Here is an 18,597-nt window from a genome sequence, read left to right on the forward strand (position 1 = left end):
AGGTTTAACAATTATTGGTAGAGGGCGGACTGTAATTGCGATACAGCTGCTTTCAGGCCCTGAATGCCGCCGAAATGGCGGTTGGCGATTTCCGTGGGGGTGCCGTATTGTTCGAACGGCTGGACTTTCATCAATTCGGATAAGGCATTGAATTGGCTAATGCCGCGCTCGATGTATTTATCCAGCATCAGCGCGAGGATTTCGCGGGCCGTTTCGCTGTGCTGGCTGAACAGATTCTGAGCCGATTTGCGGGCTTGCTCGGCACGTTGCCGGCGGGTCAACAACGGCGCATTCCAAGCCAGATTGCAAAGCAGATCGAAGGGATCGGCATCCGGCAAGTCGGACGATGCGGCGAGTTCTTCGAAACTGATGCCGCGTTCGGTGAGTTCGCGTAGCAAGTCGCTACGGGTATCCGGGTTGGCCCAGTCGCGCTGGAATTCCTGGCTGCCGGGATACATCGAACGCACCGCGCGACCGGAATATTCGGTGTAGCGCACGACCTGCAATTTTTTGCCGTCGGTATCCAGATCGTAGACCAGGTGGCCGATGACTTCGACCGTGCCGCCATCGACATAGAATTTACGCGGCTCCTGCGGCGGATCGGTGGTGATTTCGCCGTCGCCGTCGGGAGGATTGTCATCGTCCGGCTGGTATTCGCCGGGAATTTCCTGGACTTCGTTATCAATGATCTCGACCGTGGTATCGACAATTTCGCCTTCTTCATCGATGGTGACTTCTTCGATACGTGCCGGATCGCCGTCAAAGTCGGGATCAGCGAAATGTCGTGTCGCCGTGCCGGTGAAATCGATGATGTTGAAATATTCCTTGCCGTAATCGACCTTCAGACGCGTGCCACGGCCGACGATTTGCTTGAATTCCGAGCGCGAACCGACGACACGAGCTAAAACCACGTTTTTCACCATTTCGGCATCGACGCCGGTGGTGAGGAGTTGCGAGGTGGTCAGGATGGCAGGTGTCGGTTTATCGACATCCTGAAAATGGGCCAGATGGGTCAGGCCGATAGCGCCTTCATCGGCGGTAACTCGGCAGACGTAATCGGGATATTGCTTGACCAGGTCGCTATTCAGATTGAGCAGTTCCTGGCGCATTTCCGAGGCGTGTTCCTGATCAACGCAAAACACCAAGGTTTTGGCGAAGCGATCAGTACCTTTCAAAAAATCGCTGAGATGCTTGGCCATGGCGCGAGTTCTTGCGCGTAAGGCAATCACGCGTTCGAAATCCTTGGTCTGATATTCATCATCCGGTACCGGGCGGCCGTAACGATCCAGTTCGTCTTTCGAGGGGCGCCAGCCAGCGGCGTCGACGGTGGTAATCACGCGATGCACACGATATGGCGCCAGAAAGCCGTCTTCAATGCCTTGACGCAGACTGTAGGTGTAGACCGGATTGCCAAAATATTCGTAGCTATCGCGCGAGTCTTCTCTCAATGGGGTAGCAGTCATGCCGACTTGTACCGCCGGTTGGAAATAATCTAGCACCGCCCGCCAACTGCTGTCGTTGCGACTGGAGCCGCGATGGCACTCGTCGATGATGATCAAATCGAAAAAGTCCGGACGGTACTGACGAAACACATCGCTGGCGGGATTGGTCAATGCCTGGTAGATGCCGAAATACATTTCCCGGCCCTGACTGACATCGTTACCGGAAATTTTGAAACGGGCATCGCCAAACGGGGCAAACATCTTGGCCATAGGGTCGTCGACCAGGATGTTGCGGTCGGCGAGAAACAGAATTTTGGGTCGTCGATATTCGCCGGTTCTGTTCCAGCGGCTATTCCACAACTTCCAACACAGTTGAAACGCCACGCAGGTTTTACCGGTGCCGGTGGCCATGGTAGTCAGGATGCGTTTTTGTCCGAGTAAAATCGCTTCGATGATGCGGTTGATGGCAATGACCTGGTAGTAACGAGGCGTTTTGCCGGATACCAGGTTAAAGGGTTCCAATAAATGGTTGCTGGCCGATTCGGATAATGACGCTGAAGCGCTCAAGCGTTGCCAGAGCTCAGCGGGACTTGGATATTGATCGATAAGCTTCTCGGTACCTGTCGTGTAATCGATTTCAATAATTTGCCGACCATTGGTGGCATAAGCGAATTTAAGCCCAAGAATTTCTGCATATTCGCGCGCTTGTTGTACGCCGGTTTCGGTGGGAAAGGCGATGCTTTTGACTTCGACGACGGCGAGCGGAAAATCGCGGCGGTAATACAACAGATAATCGGCACGTTTCTGTTGGCCGCGACGAACTTTGCCACCGGTGACAAAAATCCGGCCATTGGTGAAGGTACGTTGTTCGCCGATTGAATGGGGTGAGATTGACCAGCCAGCTTGAACCAGTTTTGGGGTAACGAATTCGCGACTGGTATCGGCCTCGGTCATGATCGTATCGCGTTTGTTGTCCCTGTCCATCCAGTTCTTTCCTGATCAAATGCCTAACGGTTATTATGCAGTATCAATAAATGATGGAATGTTAGCAGCTAAGGGGCTTAACGCATAAGTATTAACTATTTTGGTGCATAGCTATTCAGCAATTTTTGGCCACAATCATTTTAAGTAATATCATTCAATCTCGTAGATCAAACGTCCATACAAGCAGTTTTTATCAACAAGGGAAATAACATATATGAACAAATCCGACCTCATTGACGCCATCGCCAGCCACGCCAACCTGACCAAAGCAGATGCCGGCCGAGCACTGGATGGACTTACTCAATCTATCCAGTCCACACTCAAATCGGGTGATTCTGTGGCGCTGGTCGGCTTCGGTACCTTTGAAGTGAAAGAGCGCGCCGAACGCACTGGTCGGAATCCACAAACCGGCGAAGCAATTACCATTGCCGCTGCTAAATTACCATCTTTCAAAGCCGGCAAAGGCTTGAAAGACGCCGTCCAGTAGTTACTGGCCGCAGAGTTTATTGCGGCCCCATGCCCCAGCCTTCCAGCTCAGACTGCCGTTTGACCGTAGGGACATCTAGATCGGTCATCCGGCCTTGGGTGCGGGTCAACGTGTCCTGGCGAGTGGTCGTGGTGGCGCCGTATTTTTGTGGATTGAGTCTGCTGCCGGTGCCGGTGAGTTGATCGAGATTGAGCATGTCGGCGGCATTGGCGGCTGTCGGCAAATGCCCCGTCTGAGCAAGTATGCCCAGCCATTCGTCCAGATTGACTTGAGTCCAATCGACTCTATCCAGATCGGACACTTTAATCCCCGTACAGACAGGGCTTTCCGGTGTGCCAAAATCCATCCCCAATTGCGGTTTGATTTGTTCGTTGAGGATGCGGGCTAGGGGCGAGTTGTAGCAGCAATAACTTTCCTTTCTTACCAGACAAAGCCCTGCCACCTTGCTTTCGCAAACAGTACCCAAGTCGGTGCAGACTTTAAGCTGCTTTTTCGCCGCCAGTTCGTACTCGGACTGTTCGCACGAGTAAACAATCTGGATGATCATGATAATGATCATCACCACGGTGTAGGCTGTCATCAGGGTGCTGAGCATTTCGCCTGCCACTGCCGCGCCGCCGCCCAGTTCGACACCGCCGGATTCTGCGGCCGGCGTTAAATTGCCCGCCGAATCGAAAGCCGCTTGCCCGCCGGCACTGAACAAGGCATTACCCGCGGCTTCACCAAAGGTATTACCTATCCATTCCGCCACCGATTTCATCAGTTCACCTTTCAGCGAGTCCAGCAAACCTTGTGAGGCAACGTCTGAGGTACTGAGCATATCGGTACCGACCAAATCATTTACACCTGAGGCAAAGTCCGCCTGAAAGCTATTCCAGGCATCGCCGGCCAAGGTAAACGGTGTACGCATGGTTTCCCAGGCGCCACGGACGATGGAAGTGCTGTCCATGGTCATGACGGCATTATCCAATTGACTGGTGGCCAACAGTAAATCGATATAGCGTCCCAATCCCATGGTCCCCTCAGGCGTTTCGCAGCAATCCACCAAGCTGAGCGCGCCGCCGACCATCTTGCAACTGGCAGGTTTGCCCTGGAACACCTGGCAAGTGGTGGGATCTTTCTGTTGAAGATCGGTGTTGGCGTAGTTGCAATGTAAATCCATCGCCATTTGCTGCGCGCTATTCAGCAAGGCCACCGCCTTGGTGAAATCCTGACTCTGAGTGCGATTCACCGTGATGCAGTCTTCACCCATACAGCGCACCGGCCCCGCGCATTGCTGCTGGGTGTTGCTTTGGATGCCGGGAATGCCGACCGTCTGGCCGCAGTCGTAGGTATCAATGCTGTCCCAGCAGGTGCCGGATGCCAGAACATCCAGACATTGGCTTTTGATGAATGAGCAGCCTTGCGTTTCTAAAGTCGAACAACTCTTCGTAGGCGTATCATTGGCCGGTGGCTCCAAGCAATGCGTTCCGGCCGTATCGGTCCAGCATTGACCGTATTGATTGAGATCGCATTGCCCGGCGGCGTCGATGCGCATGCAGGTATTGCGAATCCCTGTAGAATTCGCCACAGGGGCCTGGGCTAAATCGGAACCACAGACCATGACTTGCGAAGTCGGATCCACATAACAACCCGAGGCATTGGCGGGATCATTGCTGCAACTCAACTGGCTGCCCGCCTGGCAAATGCCGTCAGTGATCGCATTGGCCAGGTTTTGGCAATTCGGCCCGCTCCAGCTCCATTGATCCTGGGTGATCAGTTTCGACAAATCATATCGGAGCCGAATCCTGGAATAACCTTCACCATTACCACCGACCATGGTTTCCTGTTTAAAGACTTTGTTACCCGTGCTGTTGAAGGCATAGGTGACATCACGATTGGGATGATCGACCCAGCTATTACTCAGTTCGCAAGAACCGCCCCAGCCGGTCGAACCGGTATAAATCAGATTGCCGCCATAGTACACGCGGGCATGGTCATCGAACTCGACGTCCTCCAGCGTGGCACTGATGATGGCTTCCGGATGAAGGACGTTGTAAGTCACTTCCCAGTTGAACACACCGCAACCAGCCGACCAGTAGTTATCGCCGACACGGCCGACATATAAATCCATGCAGCCAGATCCACAACTGGACATGCCTCCGTTCCCGGATACAAAACTGAGTAGGGTCTCTACGTTGACTTGATGCGTCGCCGTACAACTTTGCGGCACCGTCGGTTGGCGCAGACACAGTTGGTAATCAGGAATCCGAACCGAATGACTGGTCTCGGTTTGCGTGGTCACAGTGGTACAGTCCGAAAACGACTGCGCCCAGGGCGTGAAATTGGCAAACACCTGATCGCCGGCATTCCAGACTGCATCATTGTGTAAATCCGGATGCGACTGGTGAGCGTTGTCGATCAGGGTGCGATAGGCTTCGCCGGTGAAGCTGGCTTCCCCATTTAACGTGGTTTGCGCATTCAAGCCTGCGGCGATGGTACCGGGATTGTTGCCATAGAGATTGGCAAAGTCGCTGGCCGATGTACTGGTGCTGTTTGTGTCTGGAAACAGCGTGCCGATCGAAATCGCACTTTCCTGGGAAGTGCCGGGATTTAGCGTTAAGGAGCCGCTGCCGGTATCGAGCGGAAATTGAAAGTCGCCAACAATCTGTTGCCCTGTCTGCTGACCCTCGCTGGCCGAGGCTTGCATGGCATCGGCCCACGACACCCCAAATGGTGTCCAGGCCATCGTCACGCATAAAACTGCGGACAGTACTTGCGTAAATCGGCGCTGCGGTTCAAATAATGCCCAGATATGCATCACAACCCCACGCAACAGTCCTGCCAGCGCCACAGCAGGTAGAGGTGATCCTCGCCTGGCCCTGGATAAGTGCGTCCCGCACCCCATTTGAAGGTGGTCTCGCCGATGACATGATTGGACTCGGTTTCCGCCACCGGATAAAACATGCTCAGCCGGTATTGCGACTTAGGGATGAAGGGATAAATCGTCCCGCCGCACAGGGCATCGTTTCCGGAGGTTTTCCAGGCCAGGCCTCGGCGATGCAAAGCTGCTGTCGCCCGCGTGACCAACAGGCTGGTGATACGCGGATCGGTGCCGTAACTGGTGGGTGAGATACCAGAGAGAGGATACATATGCCCCCAAGCCCCGGCGCACCAGAACAAGGCATCCAGGGGATTACCTGTCGCAGCCGCCGCGGCATCGGCGACACAGGCCGATATCGCCACCGGATTTGCGAACAACGCTGTTTCCGGACTGGTGAAGAACGCCAGCAAATCGCTGTTCCAGGTTGGGTCGAGCTCCGAGACATAGAGCAAATCAAAGTCGCGATAGCCGTCGCTATTGCATCGTCCATCCCAGAACAGATCCAGCATGATCGTCAGCGGAAAGGCGAAGTAGTGGTAATTGAAAAACGACATCTCGCTGGCGTCGAAATCTGCCTTGCCGGTGGTGGAGATCAGTCGCACATTCGATGCGCTGATTTTATGTCCGCCCAGTGCCGGCGAACACCAAGGATTGCGGACGATCTCAATCAGCCGCGCCGGATTCCATAAACCCACCGTCATGCCCAATTGCGGTATGCCCATGGGGTCGGTGCAGAAGCAAAACTTTTCATCGGTAGCGATGCTGGGGACATTGCCGCCACCCAGCGACGCCCCGGCCGCCCGAATCGGAAACAAACAACTCCAGCAAATATCGGTGACCAGCTTGCCAGACCAAAGCTCGGCATCGGCACACAGCGGATCGGTAGCGTTGGTTGTGGTGTCGGCATGAAGATTCGTCGCCAAGGTCATCAACAGCCACAAAGCCCAAGGGAAAATCAGGCAATTCATGACCGTTCTCCCGCCGAAGCCGGCAGTTTGCGTTCGCGAACCACTAGCCGATTGCCTGTCTGCTCGACCAGACTCGGTACGTGTTGTAATTGAAATCGGCTACGTACGTCTGGCGTCAACAAGTACACCGATGAATTCAGCGATGTTTCCAATGCTTTCAAGCCGTCCCAGCCATCCTGACGCGACACCGACGTGGCCAGATACATCACGCGGGCTTTTTTGTCCTGGCATGACAACTGGCGAATCCAATGGACTTGGGCGGTTTCAGTAGCGTCAAACACAATCAGGCATAAGCCGAACGGCATTTTGTCCAATGGATTTACAGTTTGTCCGGCCCGGACAATGAGTTGACCGTTCGGCGCCGTCAGATTGCGCGGAGCGGTGATCGTCATATCGATTACTCGCTCACGATCTTCCAACGCGACTGGCAACACTTCGAATTTTTGTTGTCCCCAGAAACGAGCAATGGCCTGTTGCTGCTTCTGCCGCCAGTCGATCGCAGCCATCCGTCGTTTGATTTCTTCGAGCAGATCGATTTCGGCAATGTCGTAGACTTCGCCCAATCGGCCTAAATCACCGGCAGCACCGGCTTTGAATTTATCATTCAGCCAGGTCAAACTGCTGACGCCTCTGACTTGTAGTAAAGCCTTGTCATCCGCTTCGACGACGATGGCCGGCACCGACGACACCGCCCATTTCTGAAAGCGAGTCGGATCGATGACGATGTTGGGCACGGGATCGATGTCTTTTAGCAGTCGTTTCAGATCGGCAAACAGAGCAGGTAGTTTTTGACCGGGTTTGGGGCCTCGAAACATCAACAACGCATCGTCCTGTCCCGATGCCTCTTCGAATATGCCTTTCAATGCGGTATCGCCGAGCGAAAACGAAACGAACACCACTTTGAGCGGTTTGCCTGGATGAGGTGTTACCGTTTTGTCGAGTCGGTTTGAGGATGCTGAAATTGATTGCATAGCATTCGAGTTTCGCATCATCTCCAGGGCTTGCCGGTTTGCTTCCGACTGATAAGGATTGCCTTCCAGCCAAGCAGGCTTAGCTTGTCCATCCAAGGCATTAAGAATCCGCTGCGATTGGGATAACCATTCCTCTTCGGCTTTCACCGAGGCCACCAGTAATGCATTTGCCAAGCAAAAGAGCACGACCTGACGCAGGCGATTGGACAGTAATTCAAAATAGCGCATAAGCCCGCCCAATCACTTGGTGGTCATAGACATAGCCCCAATACCGCGAGTCAAAGCTCTTATCCGTTTTGCCGGTCAACCAATAAGCTGCGGGTGGGATGGTTTCGTCACGTTTGAAGCTGGACGCGGGTTTCTTGAGTTTTTCCGCTAACGGCAAACCTTCGATGATCAAGGAACCGTTGACCGTGGTCTGCCGACTGTCGACCTGAATATGATCGCCGGTAACACCGGCGGCAATTTTGACGATGATTTGACCGTCCTTGAAATACGGCGACATGCGCTCGGCACGAAACGCCATCAAATCGCCGCGCCAAATATCTTTGTTGTAGGTGTCGATCAGATAAATCCATTTGTCGGGTAAACACCGATCAACCTGATCATCGCCGCCAATCAGGAAGCGATGGCCAACGTAACGTTCGACGGCCAAGACGAAGAGCAATATCGGCAAGGCCTTGAGCAGGAATTTGCGCAACGGTGGTTTACTGTAGGAGTCTGTGGTGGTGATGTACTTGCTCATGACATCACTTACCGTCATGACGGACATAGACATCGTCCGGTGCGGCAACCACGGCCGTCGAATCGATCACCAGGTAACCCGCATCACTGAGTTTCTTGGCTTGGGCTTGCCAGTCATCGACGATCTTGGCCATTTGTTCTTGCGTGGCATTCGGCGGAATTGATTGAATCAATTTGGCCCGATCCAGTACGAACACTGGTGTGACCAGATTCAACCGAGCAATCGGTTGCTGTAATTGCTGATAAGCTGCCAACCAACCGCCCACACTGCCTAAACTGGCCGTGATCAAGACAACACTCAGCCATTGCGATTTAGCGTCCATGGCTTACCTCCCGAGGTTTAGATTTACGATTGTCGAGCAGTTGCTGAATGGCATCGCCGAGAGATAGTCCTTGTCTACGCAGCTGCTTGAGTGCCTGCACATCTTCCGGTTTGGTCGAGAAAAGAATGCGTTTGAATGGATCGACAATAAGTCGGCCGATACCGGAGCCCATCTCGGTGATAAAGAAAATCTCGGAATAGGCACCGGGTAAGGTATGCACGGTTTTCAGGAGTTCATAGCCGCCGTCCGACAACGGCAAACGACGATCCTGTTTCATGCCTTCGATGACTTCGGCTTTTTGTCCGAGCAAATACATATTGGCCGAGTTCTCGACGATGGCTCGGCCGGCTGCATTACGGTATAAGTCATTGACCGATTGAGTGATCGTGACTGCCGCGCCGCCATACTTTCGAAAGCGCCGGTAGCCATGTTCCATGAACTTGGCGACATCGCCTTCGGTGAGCAAATCCCAGGCTTCGTCGATGATCACGATCTTGGGTCGATTGCGTTCACCGAGATACATCTCCTGCTGGATTTGGTAGATCAGTTGCAACAGAACCACTTGTTGCAGATGCTTGCGGCCTTTCAGTTCTTCCAGTTCCAGCACGGTAAAGTCGCTGGCGAATTTGGCGTTGTTGCGGCCGTTGAAGTAGCGGCCGTATTCGCCTTTGGTGGTGAACGGAAACAACTGTTCGCCGACATCCTTCAAACGCTGGTCGATTTCGGCACACAACTGTTTGGCAATGTCGTCGACCGACATGGTTTGGGCTTTCTCAGTCCAGAGTTGTTTCAATATCCGCTTGAGGCCAGCAGTTTGAAAATCGGTCAATTTCTCGGTCGGTGCCGCCATCTGACTGACCAATCCGGCTAACATATCAGCTTCTTCCTCGAAGTTCTGCACGATCTCGAACGGATTCATGCAGATCCCGGAACCGTGGGTGAATTTGACGAAATCGCCTTCCAGCACCTCGCACAGATTTTCATACGAGCGGCCAACGTCGATCGCCCAGATTTGCGCGCCTTCGGTCAGATAGCTGACGATGATTTCGTTGGTCAGGAAGGATTTGCCTTTACCCGATTCGGCGGCGATACACAGGTTGTAGTTACCGGTGGTATCGAACAGCGACACCGCCATGTGTTCGCCGTTACGGGAGACGAAATTCAATGTGGGAGTGCCTGTCCCAGCCCAATCGCCGAATAAGGGCAATAAGGGAATGGCATGGCGGGTGGCGAGGGTGCGATAGCGTTTCAAATCGGCAATCGCCGTGCGCTCAGGACCGAACGGCAAACAGTTGAGGAAAAACGGCAGGCAGAAATATTTGTCTTCCAGCAGCTGAAATCCTAGTTCCCGAAAATACACCCGAGCATTCGAGACAGCTGCCGTCTCATCAGATTCATCGCAGAACAGCAGCACGCCGAAATAACTGCGAATCGGCCGGTCGCCGTCGCCATAGGCTTCGAACAGCACATCGAAATTGTGTTTGCGTTGCACCAACACCGGTAAAAATCGGGCAATCGGCGTGTTGACCTGATTGGTGATGAATTGCCTAACACCTTCTTGTTTTGATCGGGTGGATTCGGCATCGGGGTAATGTAGGGTCAGGCTGATCAGGGCATTCTGGCGAATGCCGCGGGTACCGGACAGAATGTCACCGAGATAACTTTTGGCGCTACCAAAGTAAAAGTGATCCGGGGTACGTTTGGCCGATAGGGTTTTTACGCGTTTGTTGCCCAGCCAAATACCTTTTTCGTCGGTTTGTAAGGCATTGTCGTAATCCAGCAATTGGTCGCGGATCAGTTGCGTCGGATCGCATTCCGGTACTACGCGATCTTTCCAGCCGGCATCCGAGTGCCAGTTGAGGATGGTATTCAGCACTCGCACATATTGATCAGCGTCCAGGACAGCAGGATAAAGACCGATGGTCGACAAAGATTGCTGAGTGGCGAGTTGTAATTCCGTTGCCCGGCGAATTTCCGCTTCACTGGGTCTGGGATTAGCGATGGGTAATTTCACCGTGACGATGACATGACTGCGTCGCAGCCGAGCGCCCGAAATGGATTCCGGAGGTTTCGTGGTGCCTTGACGTAGGAAGTCGATGCTGGCCCCGGTCATCGTTTTATAGGTCTGTTTTTGCTGCTTTAGGCGCCGGGTTTGCATCACCGCCAGCGATTCTTCAATATCCGGTGAAGTCCAAAGGCTGACTTGCAATAAGGTATCGGTCGGCCAGTCTTGATTGAGAAGAACGTTGACCCTAGCCGAAACACTGGGATCGGCCCCGGTCAATGGCCGGCAGATAAAGCCAAAACCGATGCTGGAATCGGCCAGCAAAAACAGATGGTGGTCGTGGTCATAAGCGAGGGTTGAAAAAAGCGTATCGGCGGTATGGATTCTGGACTGTTTCATGCCGATTCCTCCTCGGCGTATAACAAACGCATGGTTTCGGCCTGGTTTTGTAGCAGCAATCTAATGGTGTAGGGATGCCGACTGACGCGGACCGCGCGTTTCTTGCGCAGCAGTTCCCGCGCTCGCGCCGGATGGCACGGATTGATTGGTTTACCATCGGCGGCCTGAACGCGAACCGTGCGATCAGTCTTGTGTTCTGGGTTACGGCGGTTGCCCGCCGTCATCTCGGTAACGGGGTGTGGTCCGGTAATGTTGCTCATGACAACCTTATAGTGTCGCGGTGACAATATTGGTGATGATGGTCGGTGCCGCAAATAGACCCACGCCGCTGGCAATACCCAGCACGAAGCCCATGATGCTTCCGCGTACCACCCCTGCGACTAAACCGACAATCACGAAGACGATGGCGATAATCCGACCCAGCAAACCTTCGACCCAGCCAGTCAGCAAGGTCCAGACGTTGTTGAACTCGGTACCGCCGGCACCGGCCATGGCGTCGGGCGCCAACAACACAAAAAACAAGGAAGCCAGGGCAACTAGAACCCCGGTTCGATAGGATACTTTCATACAAGACGACCTCATAGTTGAATGACGACGGTTGCCCGTCCGATCTCGGAAGCTTGCTCCGGCTCAACATCAGCGGTCGCCCGCTAAGACTCGCCGATCCCGAAGGTCACGGCGGTGAAGAATTTAGTTTTTGGCGGCTGGGCTGTTCAGCGTGGATGGCAAACCACGCGATTCCAAATCATCGTTATCCAATGCCTGATGTTTTTCAGGAGGCCTTTGCTCGACTTGCAGAGGAATGAGCGATGGACTCAAGGTCGGCGCCGACTTGCCGATCATCCATCGTCTTGGTTCCAGTTCGGTGTAGACATAGTTCGATACCATCAGATCGCCTTCGGCATCTTCCCAAGGAGCGATCCAGATGCGCATGACTTGCGAAGGGGTACGAATCGGCGTGGGGTCTTCGATTTTGGGCACCGGTTGTTGCATGGGAACGCTGGGCGCTGGTGGGGTTTGTGACTCCGAATGACCAGCCTGCTGGCCGGCGTCCTCTTGCAATCCGGGATTGGTCACTTGATAGGCCTGTGTGGTCGATAAACACTGCGGTTCATCCGGCATACCTTTACAGCCGTACTGGGTTGCGCAGCCAGTGACAAGTACCCACATCAAACTGGAGATGATGAATAATGAAATTTGGCGATAACGTGTCATGGCTTTTTCTCCATTTTCGTAGGTTCAGGAGCGGTTGCGGCCGATACGGCATTTGGTTTGTTGGCCAACCAATCGGCCAAGATATCGGGTGCGCCACTATGCGTGCGACCATCTGGAGCAATCAGGAATGGCACCCCTTGCAAGCCAAATAGCTTGGCGGTAACGATGGCTTTCTGTAACGGCTCTTTGTTGCATTGCTTGGGCTGCTCGGTCGGTAACCCGGCGTAATCCTGTTTCAACAGCCGTTCGCGCACCGCGTCTTTGGCTTTGGCATCTGGTGAACCCAACTGACACGCCAGTTGCACGACGATGTTTTGCGATTCGGCACCCAGGATCGGCACCATCACCAGCTTGAAGGTGTATTTGTCTTTAAGGGCTTGCAGATCTTTCATGACTTTGCCGCAATACGGACAACGTGGATCGATGAACACCAAGACCGATTCCTTGCCATGTCCGACCGTGACCGGGCCCAGATCGTCGACATTCAGCTTCATCCGCGACAGATCGATGCGATTGGCGATTTTGTCGATGTCAGGCAAATCCTTGATTTCCTGCTGGGTCCAGACATCCATCAGCTTGCCGCCGTAAAGCGCAAAGCGACCGTTACTGGAAATGAACACGGTTTGTGCGCCGGTCTTGACCATTTTCAATCCGCTGATTGGCAAATCCTGCATGCCGTCGATTTTGATCGACAGTAAGCTGGCGGCAATGCCGGAGGCTGCTACCTTTGGCGGATTGTCGGCAAAGGTGGCTGAAGCAAATATCAGCAATGATAGGAGTAAGCTGGTATGGCGTAGATTCATATTATTGTTCCGGATCATGGGTTGAATAATCAGCTTGGAGTTTTGAGTTTCAATGCCGTGCCTTTCTGCACGATGAAATTGACTTGGCGGGTGGCGTCGACTTCGATGACCGGGTAAATCTCTTCCGCCATGTCCATGTAAAAATGCGACAGTCGTTCCATCGCGTAACCAGCGCCTTTCAAGGCACCGCCTTCCATTGATTGCGAGGAAAAGGCACTTTGGAACGGTGTGCTTCCTGCCAGGCTGCCCAGTCCTCCGGTCATCAGCACCGGAATCTGGTTACGGCCGAAGGCATCGGAAAAGCCTCTTAAAAATCCGGCCATCATTGATTGCGCGAGTAGGGCGCCTTGTTTGGAAACGACGCGACCGCGCACACCGTTCTTCCCGTCTTCGCCGGTCGCATAGGCGTTCATGGGTACCTCGATCACGCCACCGTCCTGGCGCACGCAGGAAAAGGTCTCGCCACGAAAATAGGCGCGTTCGGCACTCAAGTCGCCAAAGCCGGCGGCGAGCAGAAAACATTCGCGGACATCGGCGTGGAAGCGGTTGGGCAGAATGGCTTCCTTCTTGATGCGGAACAGCACCGGCATCGGTTCTTTCTTGGCTTTTTTGCCGGTCGGTGCATCCAGGCCGTTTAATAAAACGCCAGTCAGGACGCTGCCGGCAGGGATAAAGACATCACTGCGTGCTGTGGCATTTGCCGAACCGTTTTCGCCAGCGGCTTTAGCATCCGTTGTAGGTGTGGACGCTTTTTCTTCCTTGATGACCCGAATCTGCATCGCTACAGGCGTTTGTGCATTGGCACCGGTTCGTCCGCCCGAGATACCGGCATTGCCAGTCGTCGGTGACGGAATCGCAGCCTGTTCAAAGACGCTGTTCAGATCTTCTTGAGCGGTATTGGGTCTAGTCGAGTTGTAACGGCGGCCAGCATAATTAGGTGACGGCGTATTGTTGCCAGTTGCGGCGTTGTTGGTATCAGCATCATCAGTAGGTGGTATCGTTGTTGTGGATTTGTTTTTCAACGACTCGACTTCACCGCTGACGGCTTTGAGTTTGGCTTCATAGGCTTCCCGTTCGGCGCTAGTCCATTGCTTGAAACGCAGTTCATCGGATTGCTGCTCGCGCTTTTGTTGTTCTTCAATCGCAGCTAACCGCCGCCCTTGCTCTTCGTTCTTTTGCAGCAGATCGCGAAGCTGGGAGGAAATGCCGTCGATGCCTAGTGAACGAGGATCGCTGTCGGTCAGGATGTGCTGAATCGTCGCTTGTTTACTGGTCGGCTTGGCGATTTCCGGTGAAACAGAGGCCAAAGCAATGATGGTTGCCAATAGCACGGTGCCGATACTGCCTACCGCGACATTGCGCTTGGCGGTAGGACTCAAACGTGACCACCAGTTGTCCATGCTGGCCATCAGGGTTGACTCCCATTGAGCAATGACGGTCTGAGCGTCGATGATGTTTCCGGTGTATGTCTGACCGCAACATAGAGCTCGGTGGATTCGTTCTGTCCCAGTACGACTTTGGGCCAGCTGGCAACAGCTAACACCTCGTCTTTGGTGGTTGCACAAGATCGCTCGTCAAACTCCAGGGGCTCCATGCCGGTATTACGCGCCAGACCGACCAGAATCAGCATGTCGTGTCCTTCCAGTACCTGGCCAGTTTTAATCTGAACGAGGTCTTGCAAGCACTGAATATGTTCGCCCTTGCTTGGATCGCGCAGGGAAAAGCCTGGCGGTGTCTTTTGCAGGCCCAGGTCGCGGAATAGCTTTTTAATTTGGGCGATGTAGGCTTGTTCCTGATCGCTGGTTTTGCCTGAAGAGGTACTGGGCGATTGCAGTTTGCTCAACAGCTTGTAACTGTCTTTATCCAGGCTGAGATGGATTTCCCGTGCCGGAATACGTTTGGGGATCAAGGTCAGCGACAAGGCGATGTCCTGGTTGTCGCCAGGAGTGATGTATAAGGTCACCGGCGTTTCGTCGGCCGTGGCGACGTAGACGATTTTGCCTTTGGTGCTAGTGGTCGCTTGGCTGGTCGTTGTGACTACGGGATGTTCGAAGGGGGTGACCAGGCGATTCAAATGGCCGACGGCAATCGGCATCAGTTCGTTGATGCCGGGTTTGACTTGAATGTGTTGCGGACCAACGGAGGTTGTCGATGCAATTGCTGCCTGTTGCTTGGCCGTTTGCAATACGCTGGCATCGACCGGCGGAAGCTCGATGCCCAAATCCGTTTGCTGTCCAGCTGACTCGCCTGCTGGCGGCAAAGGATCTGCTACCGTGGTAACCAGCGGTAAAACGGTCACGGGTAATTCATCCGCAGATAAGGCAGTGCTAACGGTCAGCAGTAACAAAAATGACGGTAATGATCGTTTCATGGTTGAGCCTCGCGGGTTTGGCCTTGCATTGCTTTCAGTCGATCTAAGGTTCTGGGCGAATCAGGGTAGACATCGATGAACTCCAGTCGAGGCCGGTAGTTCTTGACGGCGATGATGAATTCGTAGGTACGGGGTTTGATGTCGGGTTTGGAACTGGGGCCTTGGCTTTTGAGCTCGCCGCTGACGAAGACTTTGTTGGTCTCGGCTTCATAATCGACATGACGTGGCGTGAAGCTGATTGCCACCCGATCCATCTTGATGGCCTTGATTTGATCGGTCATCGCATCCAGGACGCTACGATAAATATCCGGTGCCAGCAAAGGCTCGATGGCCACTTTTAGAAAATCGGCGTTGGCTGGTGTGGTGTTGCCGAGCAATTCCGCCATGTACAAGCCCCAGGACTCTTTGAACTCACTAGAGGCGCTACTACGCGTTACTTCAACTTCCTGGGTCAACGTAGGGGGCACCAAAATGATGCTGCGCTCGGTACGCCAGGCGGCAAGTGAGGTAATCACACAAACGACGAGCAATCCAATGACGACGACTCGGCTAAACCGGTTCTCGGTCTCGTGTCCATCCCAGGTTTGCAGAAAATCCGACCATCTCATGGCAGGAACCGGCGAATGTAGGGATTGGGGATGGTTCGGGAGCGATTGGGCAACAGACCCAGCCAATACAGCGCATGCAAGGTATAACCATCAGGCCGGTTGTCCCGAAAGCGCCGGTAAAGTTTGACTGCGATGAAGCCAAGCGCCATGCCCGGAATGAACTGATCAATCAACATGCCAGTGAGCATGCTGACCATGAAGGGTACGATCTCGTCCGCGCTCCACAGCAAAATGTGGATCGGATCGTCGATCGATTGGGGGATGGCAACGGGTTCCATAATGACCTCCGGTTGGATGGTCATTATTGTGAAGCGGATTTTAAGGAGGTCGTTTGCAGCTGATGACGAATTTGCGATCAGCTGTAAAAATTGACGGCAGGTTGAGAGTTCTATACTTTAAAGACCTTTAGCTTGATATTGGATGTAATCCTCTCCGGGGCTAATATTGTCAAGACGTTTCCCGAAGATGGCTCAACCGCACCGTCAATCGACCATCTACAACCCCAAATCGCTCAAACTGGCATGATCGTCGGGACGGCGGCCCAACGGCCAGTGAAACAAACGCGGCTCTTCCTTGATCGGCAAATCGTTGATGCTGGCAAAGCGCCGTTGCATGAAACCCTGAGCGTTGAACTCCCAGTTTTCGTTGCCGTATCTGTGGAACCACTGGCCGGAATCGTCGCGCCATTCGTAAGTGATGTGTCAACACTAAACCGGACACATAGTTAAGCGGCTTGATGCCGCAATTCGTAATTAATCGGTGACAGGTAGCCGTTAGCGGAATGTAACCGCTCCCGGTTGTAAAACACTTCGATATATTCGAACACCGCTTGTTTAGCCTGATCGTGGGTCTGGAAAGTCTGTTGGTGAATCAGTTCAGTTTTTAGGGTGTGAAAGAAACTCTCCGAAACCGCGTTATCCCAGCAATTCCCTTTTCGGCTCATGCTTTGTCGAATGCCGTGTTGTTTCAGCAAAGCCCGATGGCTTTCTGAGGCATATTGGCTACCCCGGTCGGTATGCCATAGCAAGCCTTTGTCGGGCTTACGTTTCCAAATGGCCATCAAGCGCGCATCGTTGACCAACTGGGTTTTCATATGTTCGGCCATTGACCAATCCACGATCTGGCGGGAAAACAAGTCGATCACCACCGCCAAATACAACCAGCCTTCCTGAGTATGGATATAGGTAATATCACCCGTATAGACTCTGTTTGCTCGATCAACGGCGAACTGACGAATCAAATGATTAGGTGCAATCAGCAGGTCGTGCTCGGAATCGGTGGTGACTTTAAATCGGCGCTTGGTTTTACACGTTAATCCGGCTTCTCTCATTAAGTGACCAATTCGCCGTCGCCCCACGGATTGACCTTGATGGGACAGGGCAATTTTGATCCGTCGGGTGCCATAACTGCGTCGGCTTTTTTCGAAGGCTTGCTGCACCAGGTTACTCAGTTGTTCATCTTCTCGCTGCCGTGGCGAGGGGCGGCGATGCTGCCAGGCGTAATAGGCGCTGGGCGACACTTGCAAAAACCGACACATTGCCGCGACGCTGAATTCCGCCGTATGCTTTTGAATCCAAGCGTGCTTTACCGTTGCTCTTTGGCAAAGTACGCGGCGGCCTTTTTTAACAAATCGCGCTCCTCGGTCAGTCGGGCCACCTCTTTCTTGAGACGCTTGAGTTCGTCATAAAGATGATCATCGGTTCTGACCGGGTTATCGGGGGATTGGCGGCGACTGTATTTGCCAATCCACGTATGCAGGGTATTCACGTTAATCCCTAGATCAAGGGCAACCTGGGCAACGGATTTGTCTGATTCATTCGCCAGCTTAACGGCTGAGGCTCGGAATTCAGCAGTATAGGTATTGGGTTTTTCTCGGCTCATTTGGACCACACTCAGTTTTAGGCATTGTAAAAGTGTGTCCAGCAAAGTGTAACCACATCAAAAAGCAAATGATTTGGTCCCGAAATATGCATCGATTTGAAGGCAAGAAATAAAATTTTCATGCCTCAAATCCTTTAATTTTCAAGACTGTTTATTTGTCTCCTGCCATTTGATGATGCATTTTAGCCATCGCTGTATTGGCATCAACTGCTTTTTGGTAGGAATTGATTAGCGATTGGCAATGTTCGAAAAACATCTCGGATTGCTTGCCGTACAGGTAGCTGTGCTGCTTGTACTGTTGCAGAAGCTTTTTGTGTTCTTCCACTTTGACTTCGGCATCCTTTGCATTTTGCTCAAAATGAGTCGCCAAAGACTCATGGTCATCCTTAGTTTTCGCACTTTGGATAGCTGCACTCATATCCATGGGATGGGGATTTTGTTGGCAACCTGATAAAACTCCCAACGTTAAAGAAGTGACGACCAACAATTTAGTTATGGTTTTCATGGGATTTCTCCAGTTCGGTGAAATTCTT

At 53.1% G+C, this 18,597-nt stretch carries 18 protein-coding genes and 1 pseudogene; 1 reads left to right on the forward strand and 18 read right to left on the reverse strand.

Annotated elements, in window-relative coordinates; translation table 11 throughout:
- Positions 1 to 11: 11 nt before the first annotated feature.
- Complete coding sequence (gene hsdR, locus JL719_RS06370; RefSeq protein ID WP_026601826.1) at positions 12 to 2,426, reverse strand: EcoAI/FtnUII family type I restriction enzme subunit R; 2,415 nt, start codon at positions 2,424 to 2,426, stop codon at positions 12 to 14.
- A gap of 214 nt (positions 2,427 to 2,640) precedes the next feature.
- Here hsdR and hbs point away from each other — a divergent pair, with 214 nt between their 5' ends.
- Positions 2,641 to 2,913 (forward strand): non-specific DNA-binding protein Hbs, encoded by a 273-nt coding sequence (gene hbs, locus JL719_RS06375; protein ID WP_026601825.1) that lies wholly within the window; start codon positions 2,641 to 2,643, stop codon positions 2,911 to 2,913.
- Between the two features lie 16 nt (positions 2,914 to 2,929).
- On the opposite strand, the gene traN is transcribed toward hbs, so the two are convergent.
- The 17 genes and pseudogenes from traN to JL719_RS06465 form a co-directional block, all read right to left on the reverse strand.
- Complete coding sequence (gene traN, locus JL719_RS06380) at positions 2,930 to 5,713, reverse strand: conjugal transfer mating pair stabilization protein TraN (RefSeq protein WP_026601824.1); 2,784 nt, start codon at positions 5,711 to 5,713, stop codon at positions 2,930 to 2,932.
- Positions 5,713 to 6,744, reverse strand: coding sequence for a TraU family protein (locus JL719_RS06385; RefSeq protein ID WP_026601823.1), 1,032 nt, complete (start codon positions 6,742 to 6,744; stop codon positions 5,713 to 5,715). Before JL719_RS06385 ends, traN begins: the two co-directional genes overlap by 1 nt.
- Positions 6,741 to 7,943: a TrbC family F-type conjugative pilus assembly protein gene (locus tag JL719_RS06390; protein ID WP_026601822.1), complete on the reverse strand. Its 1,203-nt coding sequence runs from the start codon at positions 7,941 to 7,943 to the stop codon at positions 6,741 to 6,743. Before JL719_RS06390 ends, JL719_RS06385 begins: the two co-directional genes overlap by 4 nt.
- Positions 7,930 to 8,460, reverse strand: coding sequence for a signal peptidase I (gene lepB / locus JL719_RS06395; protein WP_033158002.1), 531 nt, complete (start codon positions 8,458 to 8,460; stop codon positions 7,930 to 7,932). Before lepB ends, JL719_RS06390 begins: the two co-directional genes overlap by 14 nt.
- A gap of 4 nt (positions 8,461 to 8,464) precedes the next feature.
- The gene (locus JL719_RS06400; protein WP_026601820.1) at positions 8,465 to 8,782 is read right to left on the reverse strand and encodes a hypothetical protein; all 318 of its coding nucleotides are present in this window, start codon (positions 8,780 to 8,782) and stop codon (positions 8,465 to 8,467) included.
- A complete protein-coding gene (gene traC / locus JL719_RS06405) occupies positions 8,772 to 11,186 on the reverse strand; it encodes a type IV secretion system protein TraC (protein ID WP_026601819.1) in 2,415 nt (804 codons plus the stop codon). The genes JL719_RS06400 and traC overlap by 11 nt, the downstream gene beginning before the upstream one ends.
- Positions 11,183 to 11,446 carry an RRXRR domain-containing protein gene (locus tag JL719_RS06410; protein WP_225893047.1) on the reverse strand — a complete coding sequence of 88 codons (264 nt, stop codon included), beginning with the start codon at positions 11,444 to 11,446 and terminating at the stop codon, positions 11,183 to 11,185. The genes traC and JL719_RS06410 overlap by 4 nt, the downstream gene beginning before the upstream one ends.
- 7 nt (positions 11,447 to 11,453) lie before the next feature.
- Positions 11,454 to 11,753 carry a TraA family conjugative transfer protein gene (gene traA / locus JL719_RS06415; protein ID WP_026601817.1) on the reverse strand — a complete coding sequence of 100 codons (300 nt, stop codon included), beginning with the start codon at positions 11,751 to 11,753 and terminating at the stop codon, positions 11,454 to 11,456.
- Positions 11,754 to 11,876: 123 nt separating this feature from the next.
- Positions 11,877 to 12,401, reverse strand: coding sequence for a TraV family lipoprotein (locus JL719_RS06420; RefSeq protein ID WP_026601816.1), 525 nt, complete (start codon positions 12,399 to 12,401; stop codon positions 11,877 to 11,879).
- Complete coding sequence (locus JL719_RS06425) at positions 12,398 to 13,204, reverse strand: DsbC family protein (RefSeq protein ID WP_026601815.1); 807 nt, start codon at positions 13,202 to 13,204, stop codon at positions 12,398 to 12,400. Before JL719_RS06425 ends, JL719_RS06420 begins: the two co-directional genes overlap by 4 nt.
- A gap of 29 nt (positions 13,205 to 13,233) precedes the next feature.
- Entirely contained in the window at positions 13,234 to 14,613 is a 1,380-nt protein-coding gene (locus JL719_RS06430; RefSeq protein WP_026601814.1) for a TraB/VirB10 family protein, read from the reverse strand.
- The gene (locus tag JL719_RS06435; RefSeq protein ID WP_026601813.1) at positions 14,613 to 15,575 is read right to left on the reverse strand and encodes a type-F conjugative transfer system secretin TraK; all 963 of its coding nucleotides are present in this window, start codon (positions 15,573 to 15,575) and stop codon (positions 14,613 to 14,615) included. Before JL719_RS06435 ends, JL719_RS06430 begins: the two co-directional genes overlap by 1 nt.
- A complete protein-coding gene (locus JL719_RS06440) occupies positions 15,572 to 16,183 on the reverse strand; it encodes a TraE/TraK family type IV conjugative transfer system protein (RefSeq protein WP_026601812.1) in 612 nt (203 codons plus the stop codon). The genes JL719_RS06435 and JL719_RS06440 overlap by 4 nt, the downstream gene beginning before the upstream one ends.
- Positions 16,180 to 16,461: a type IV conjugative transfer system protein TraL gene (gene traL / locus JL719_RS06445; protein WP_033157999.1), complete on the reverse strand. Its 282-nt coding sequence runs from the start codon at positions 16,459 to 16,461 to the stop codon at positions 16,180 to 16,182. Before traL ends, JL719_RS06440 begins: the two co-directional genes overlap by 4 nt.
- Positions 16,462 to 16,677: 216 nt before the next feature.
- Positions 16,678 to 16,875, reverse strand: a pseudogene (locus tag JL719_RS06450) (DUF1348 family protein); the annotation flags it as partial.
- 32 nt (positions 16,876 to 16,907) lie between these two features.
- Positions 16,908 to 18,064 (reverse strand): IS3 family transposase gene (locus JL719_RS06455; RefSeq protein ID WP_373276517.1). Its coding sequence is split into 2 segments (ribosomal slippage): positions 16,908 to 17,794 and positions 17,794 to 18,064, totalling 1,158 coding nucleotides; the frame shifts between segments, so codons are not numbered across the junction.
- 151 nt (positions 18,065 to 18,215) lie between these two features.
- Positions 18,216 to 18,569, reverse strand: a complete 354-nt coding sequence (locus tag JL719_RS06465; RefSeq protein WP_026601808.1) for a hypothetical protein — start codon at positions 18,567 to 18,569, stop codon at positions 18,216 to 18,218.
- Positions 18,570 to 18,597 lie beyond the last annotated feature (28 nt).

This window comes from Methylomonas sp. LW13 (assembly GCF_016865255.1).
Lineage (GTDB): Bacteria > Pseudomonadota > Gammaproteobacteria > Methylococcales > Methylomonadaceae > Methylomonas.

Bases quoted from the DNA above. Each gene is read 5' to 3' on its own strand.
- hsdR (WP_026601826.1), bottom strand. From the start codon at position 2,426: ATGGACAGGGACAACAAACGCGATACGATCATGACCGAGGCCGATACC.
- hbs (WP_026601825.1), top strand. From the start codon at position 2,641: ATGAACAAATCCGACCTCATTGACGCCATCGCCAGCCACGCCAACCTG.
- traN (WP_026601824.1), bottom strand. From the start codon at position 5,713: ATGCATATCTGGGCATTATTTGAACCGCAGCGCCGATTTACGCAAGTA.
- JL719_RS06385 (WP_026601823.1), bottom strand. From the start codon at position 6,744: ATGAATTGCCTGATTTTCCCTTGGGCTTTGTGGCTGTTGATGACCTTG.
- JL719_RS06390 (WP_026601822.1), bottom strand. From the start codon at position 7,943: ATGCGCTATTTTGAATTACTGTCCAATCGCCTGCGTCAGGTCGTGCTC.
- lepB (WP_033158002.1), bottom strand. From the start codon at position 8,460: ATGAGCAAGTACATCACCACCACAGACTCCTACAGTAAACCACCGTTG.
- JL719_RS06400 (WP_026601820.1), bottom strand. From the start codon at position 8,782: ATGGACGCTAAATCGCAATGGCTGAGTGTTGTCTTGATCACGGCCAGT.
- traC (WP_026601819.1), bottom strand. From the start codon at position 11,186: ATGAAACAGTCCAGAATCCATACCGCCGATACGCTTTTTTCAACCCTC.
- JL719_RS06410 (WP_225893047.1), bottom strand. From the start codon at position 11,446: ATGAGCAACATTACCGGACCACACCCCGTTACCGAGATGACGGCGGGC.
- traA (WP_026601817.1), bottom strand. From the start codon at position 11,753: ATGAAAGTATCCTATCGAACCGGGGTTCTAGTTGCCCTGGCTTCCTTG.
- JL719_RS06420 (WP_026601816.1), bottom strand. From the start codon at position 12,401: ATGACACGTTATCGCCAAATTTCATTATTCATCATCTCCAGTTTGATG.
- JL719_RS06425 (WP_026601815.1), bottom strand. From the start codon at position 13,204: ATGAATCTACGCCATACCAGCTTACTCCTATCATTGCTGATATTTGCT.
- JL719_RS06430 (WP_026601814.1), bottom strand. From the start codon at position 14,613: ATGGCCAGCATGGACAACTGGTGGTCACGTTTGAGTCCTACCGCCAAG.
- JL719_RS06435 (WP_026601813.1), bottom strand. From the start codon at position 15,575: ATGAAACGATCATTACCGTCATTTTTGTTACTGCTGACCGTTAGCACT.
- JL719_RS06440 (WP_026601812.1), bottom strand. From the start codon at position 16,183: ATGAGATGGTCGGATTTTCTGCAAACCTGGGATGGACACGAGACCGAG.
- traL (WP_033157999.1), bottom strand. From the start codon at position 16,461: ATGGAACCCGTTGCCATCCCCCAATCGATCGACGATCCGATCCACATT.
- JL719_RS06465 (WP_026601808.1), bottom strand. From the start codon at position 18,569: ATGAAAACCATAACTAAATTGTTGGTCGTCACTTCTTTAACGTTGGGA.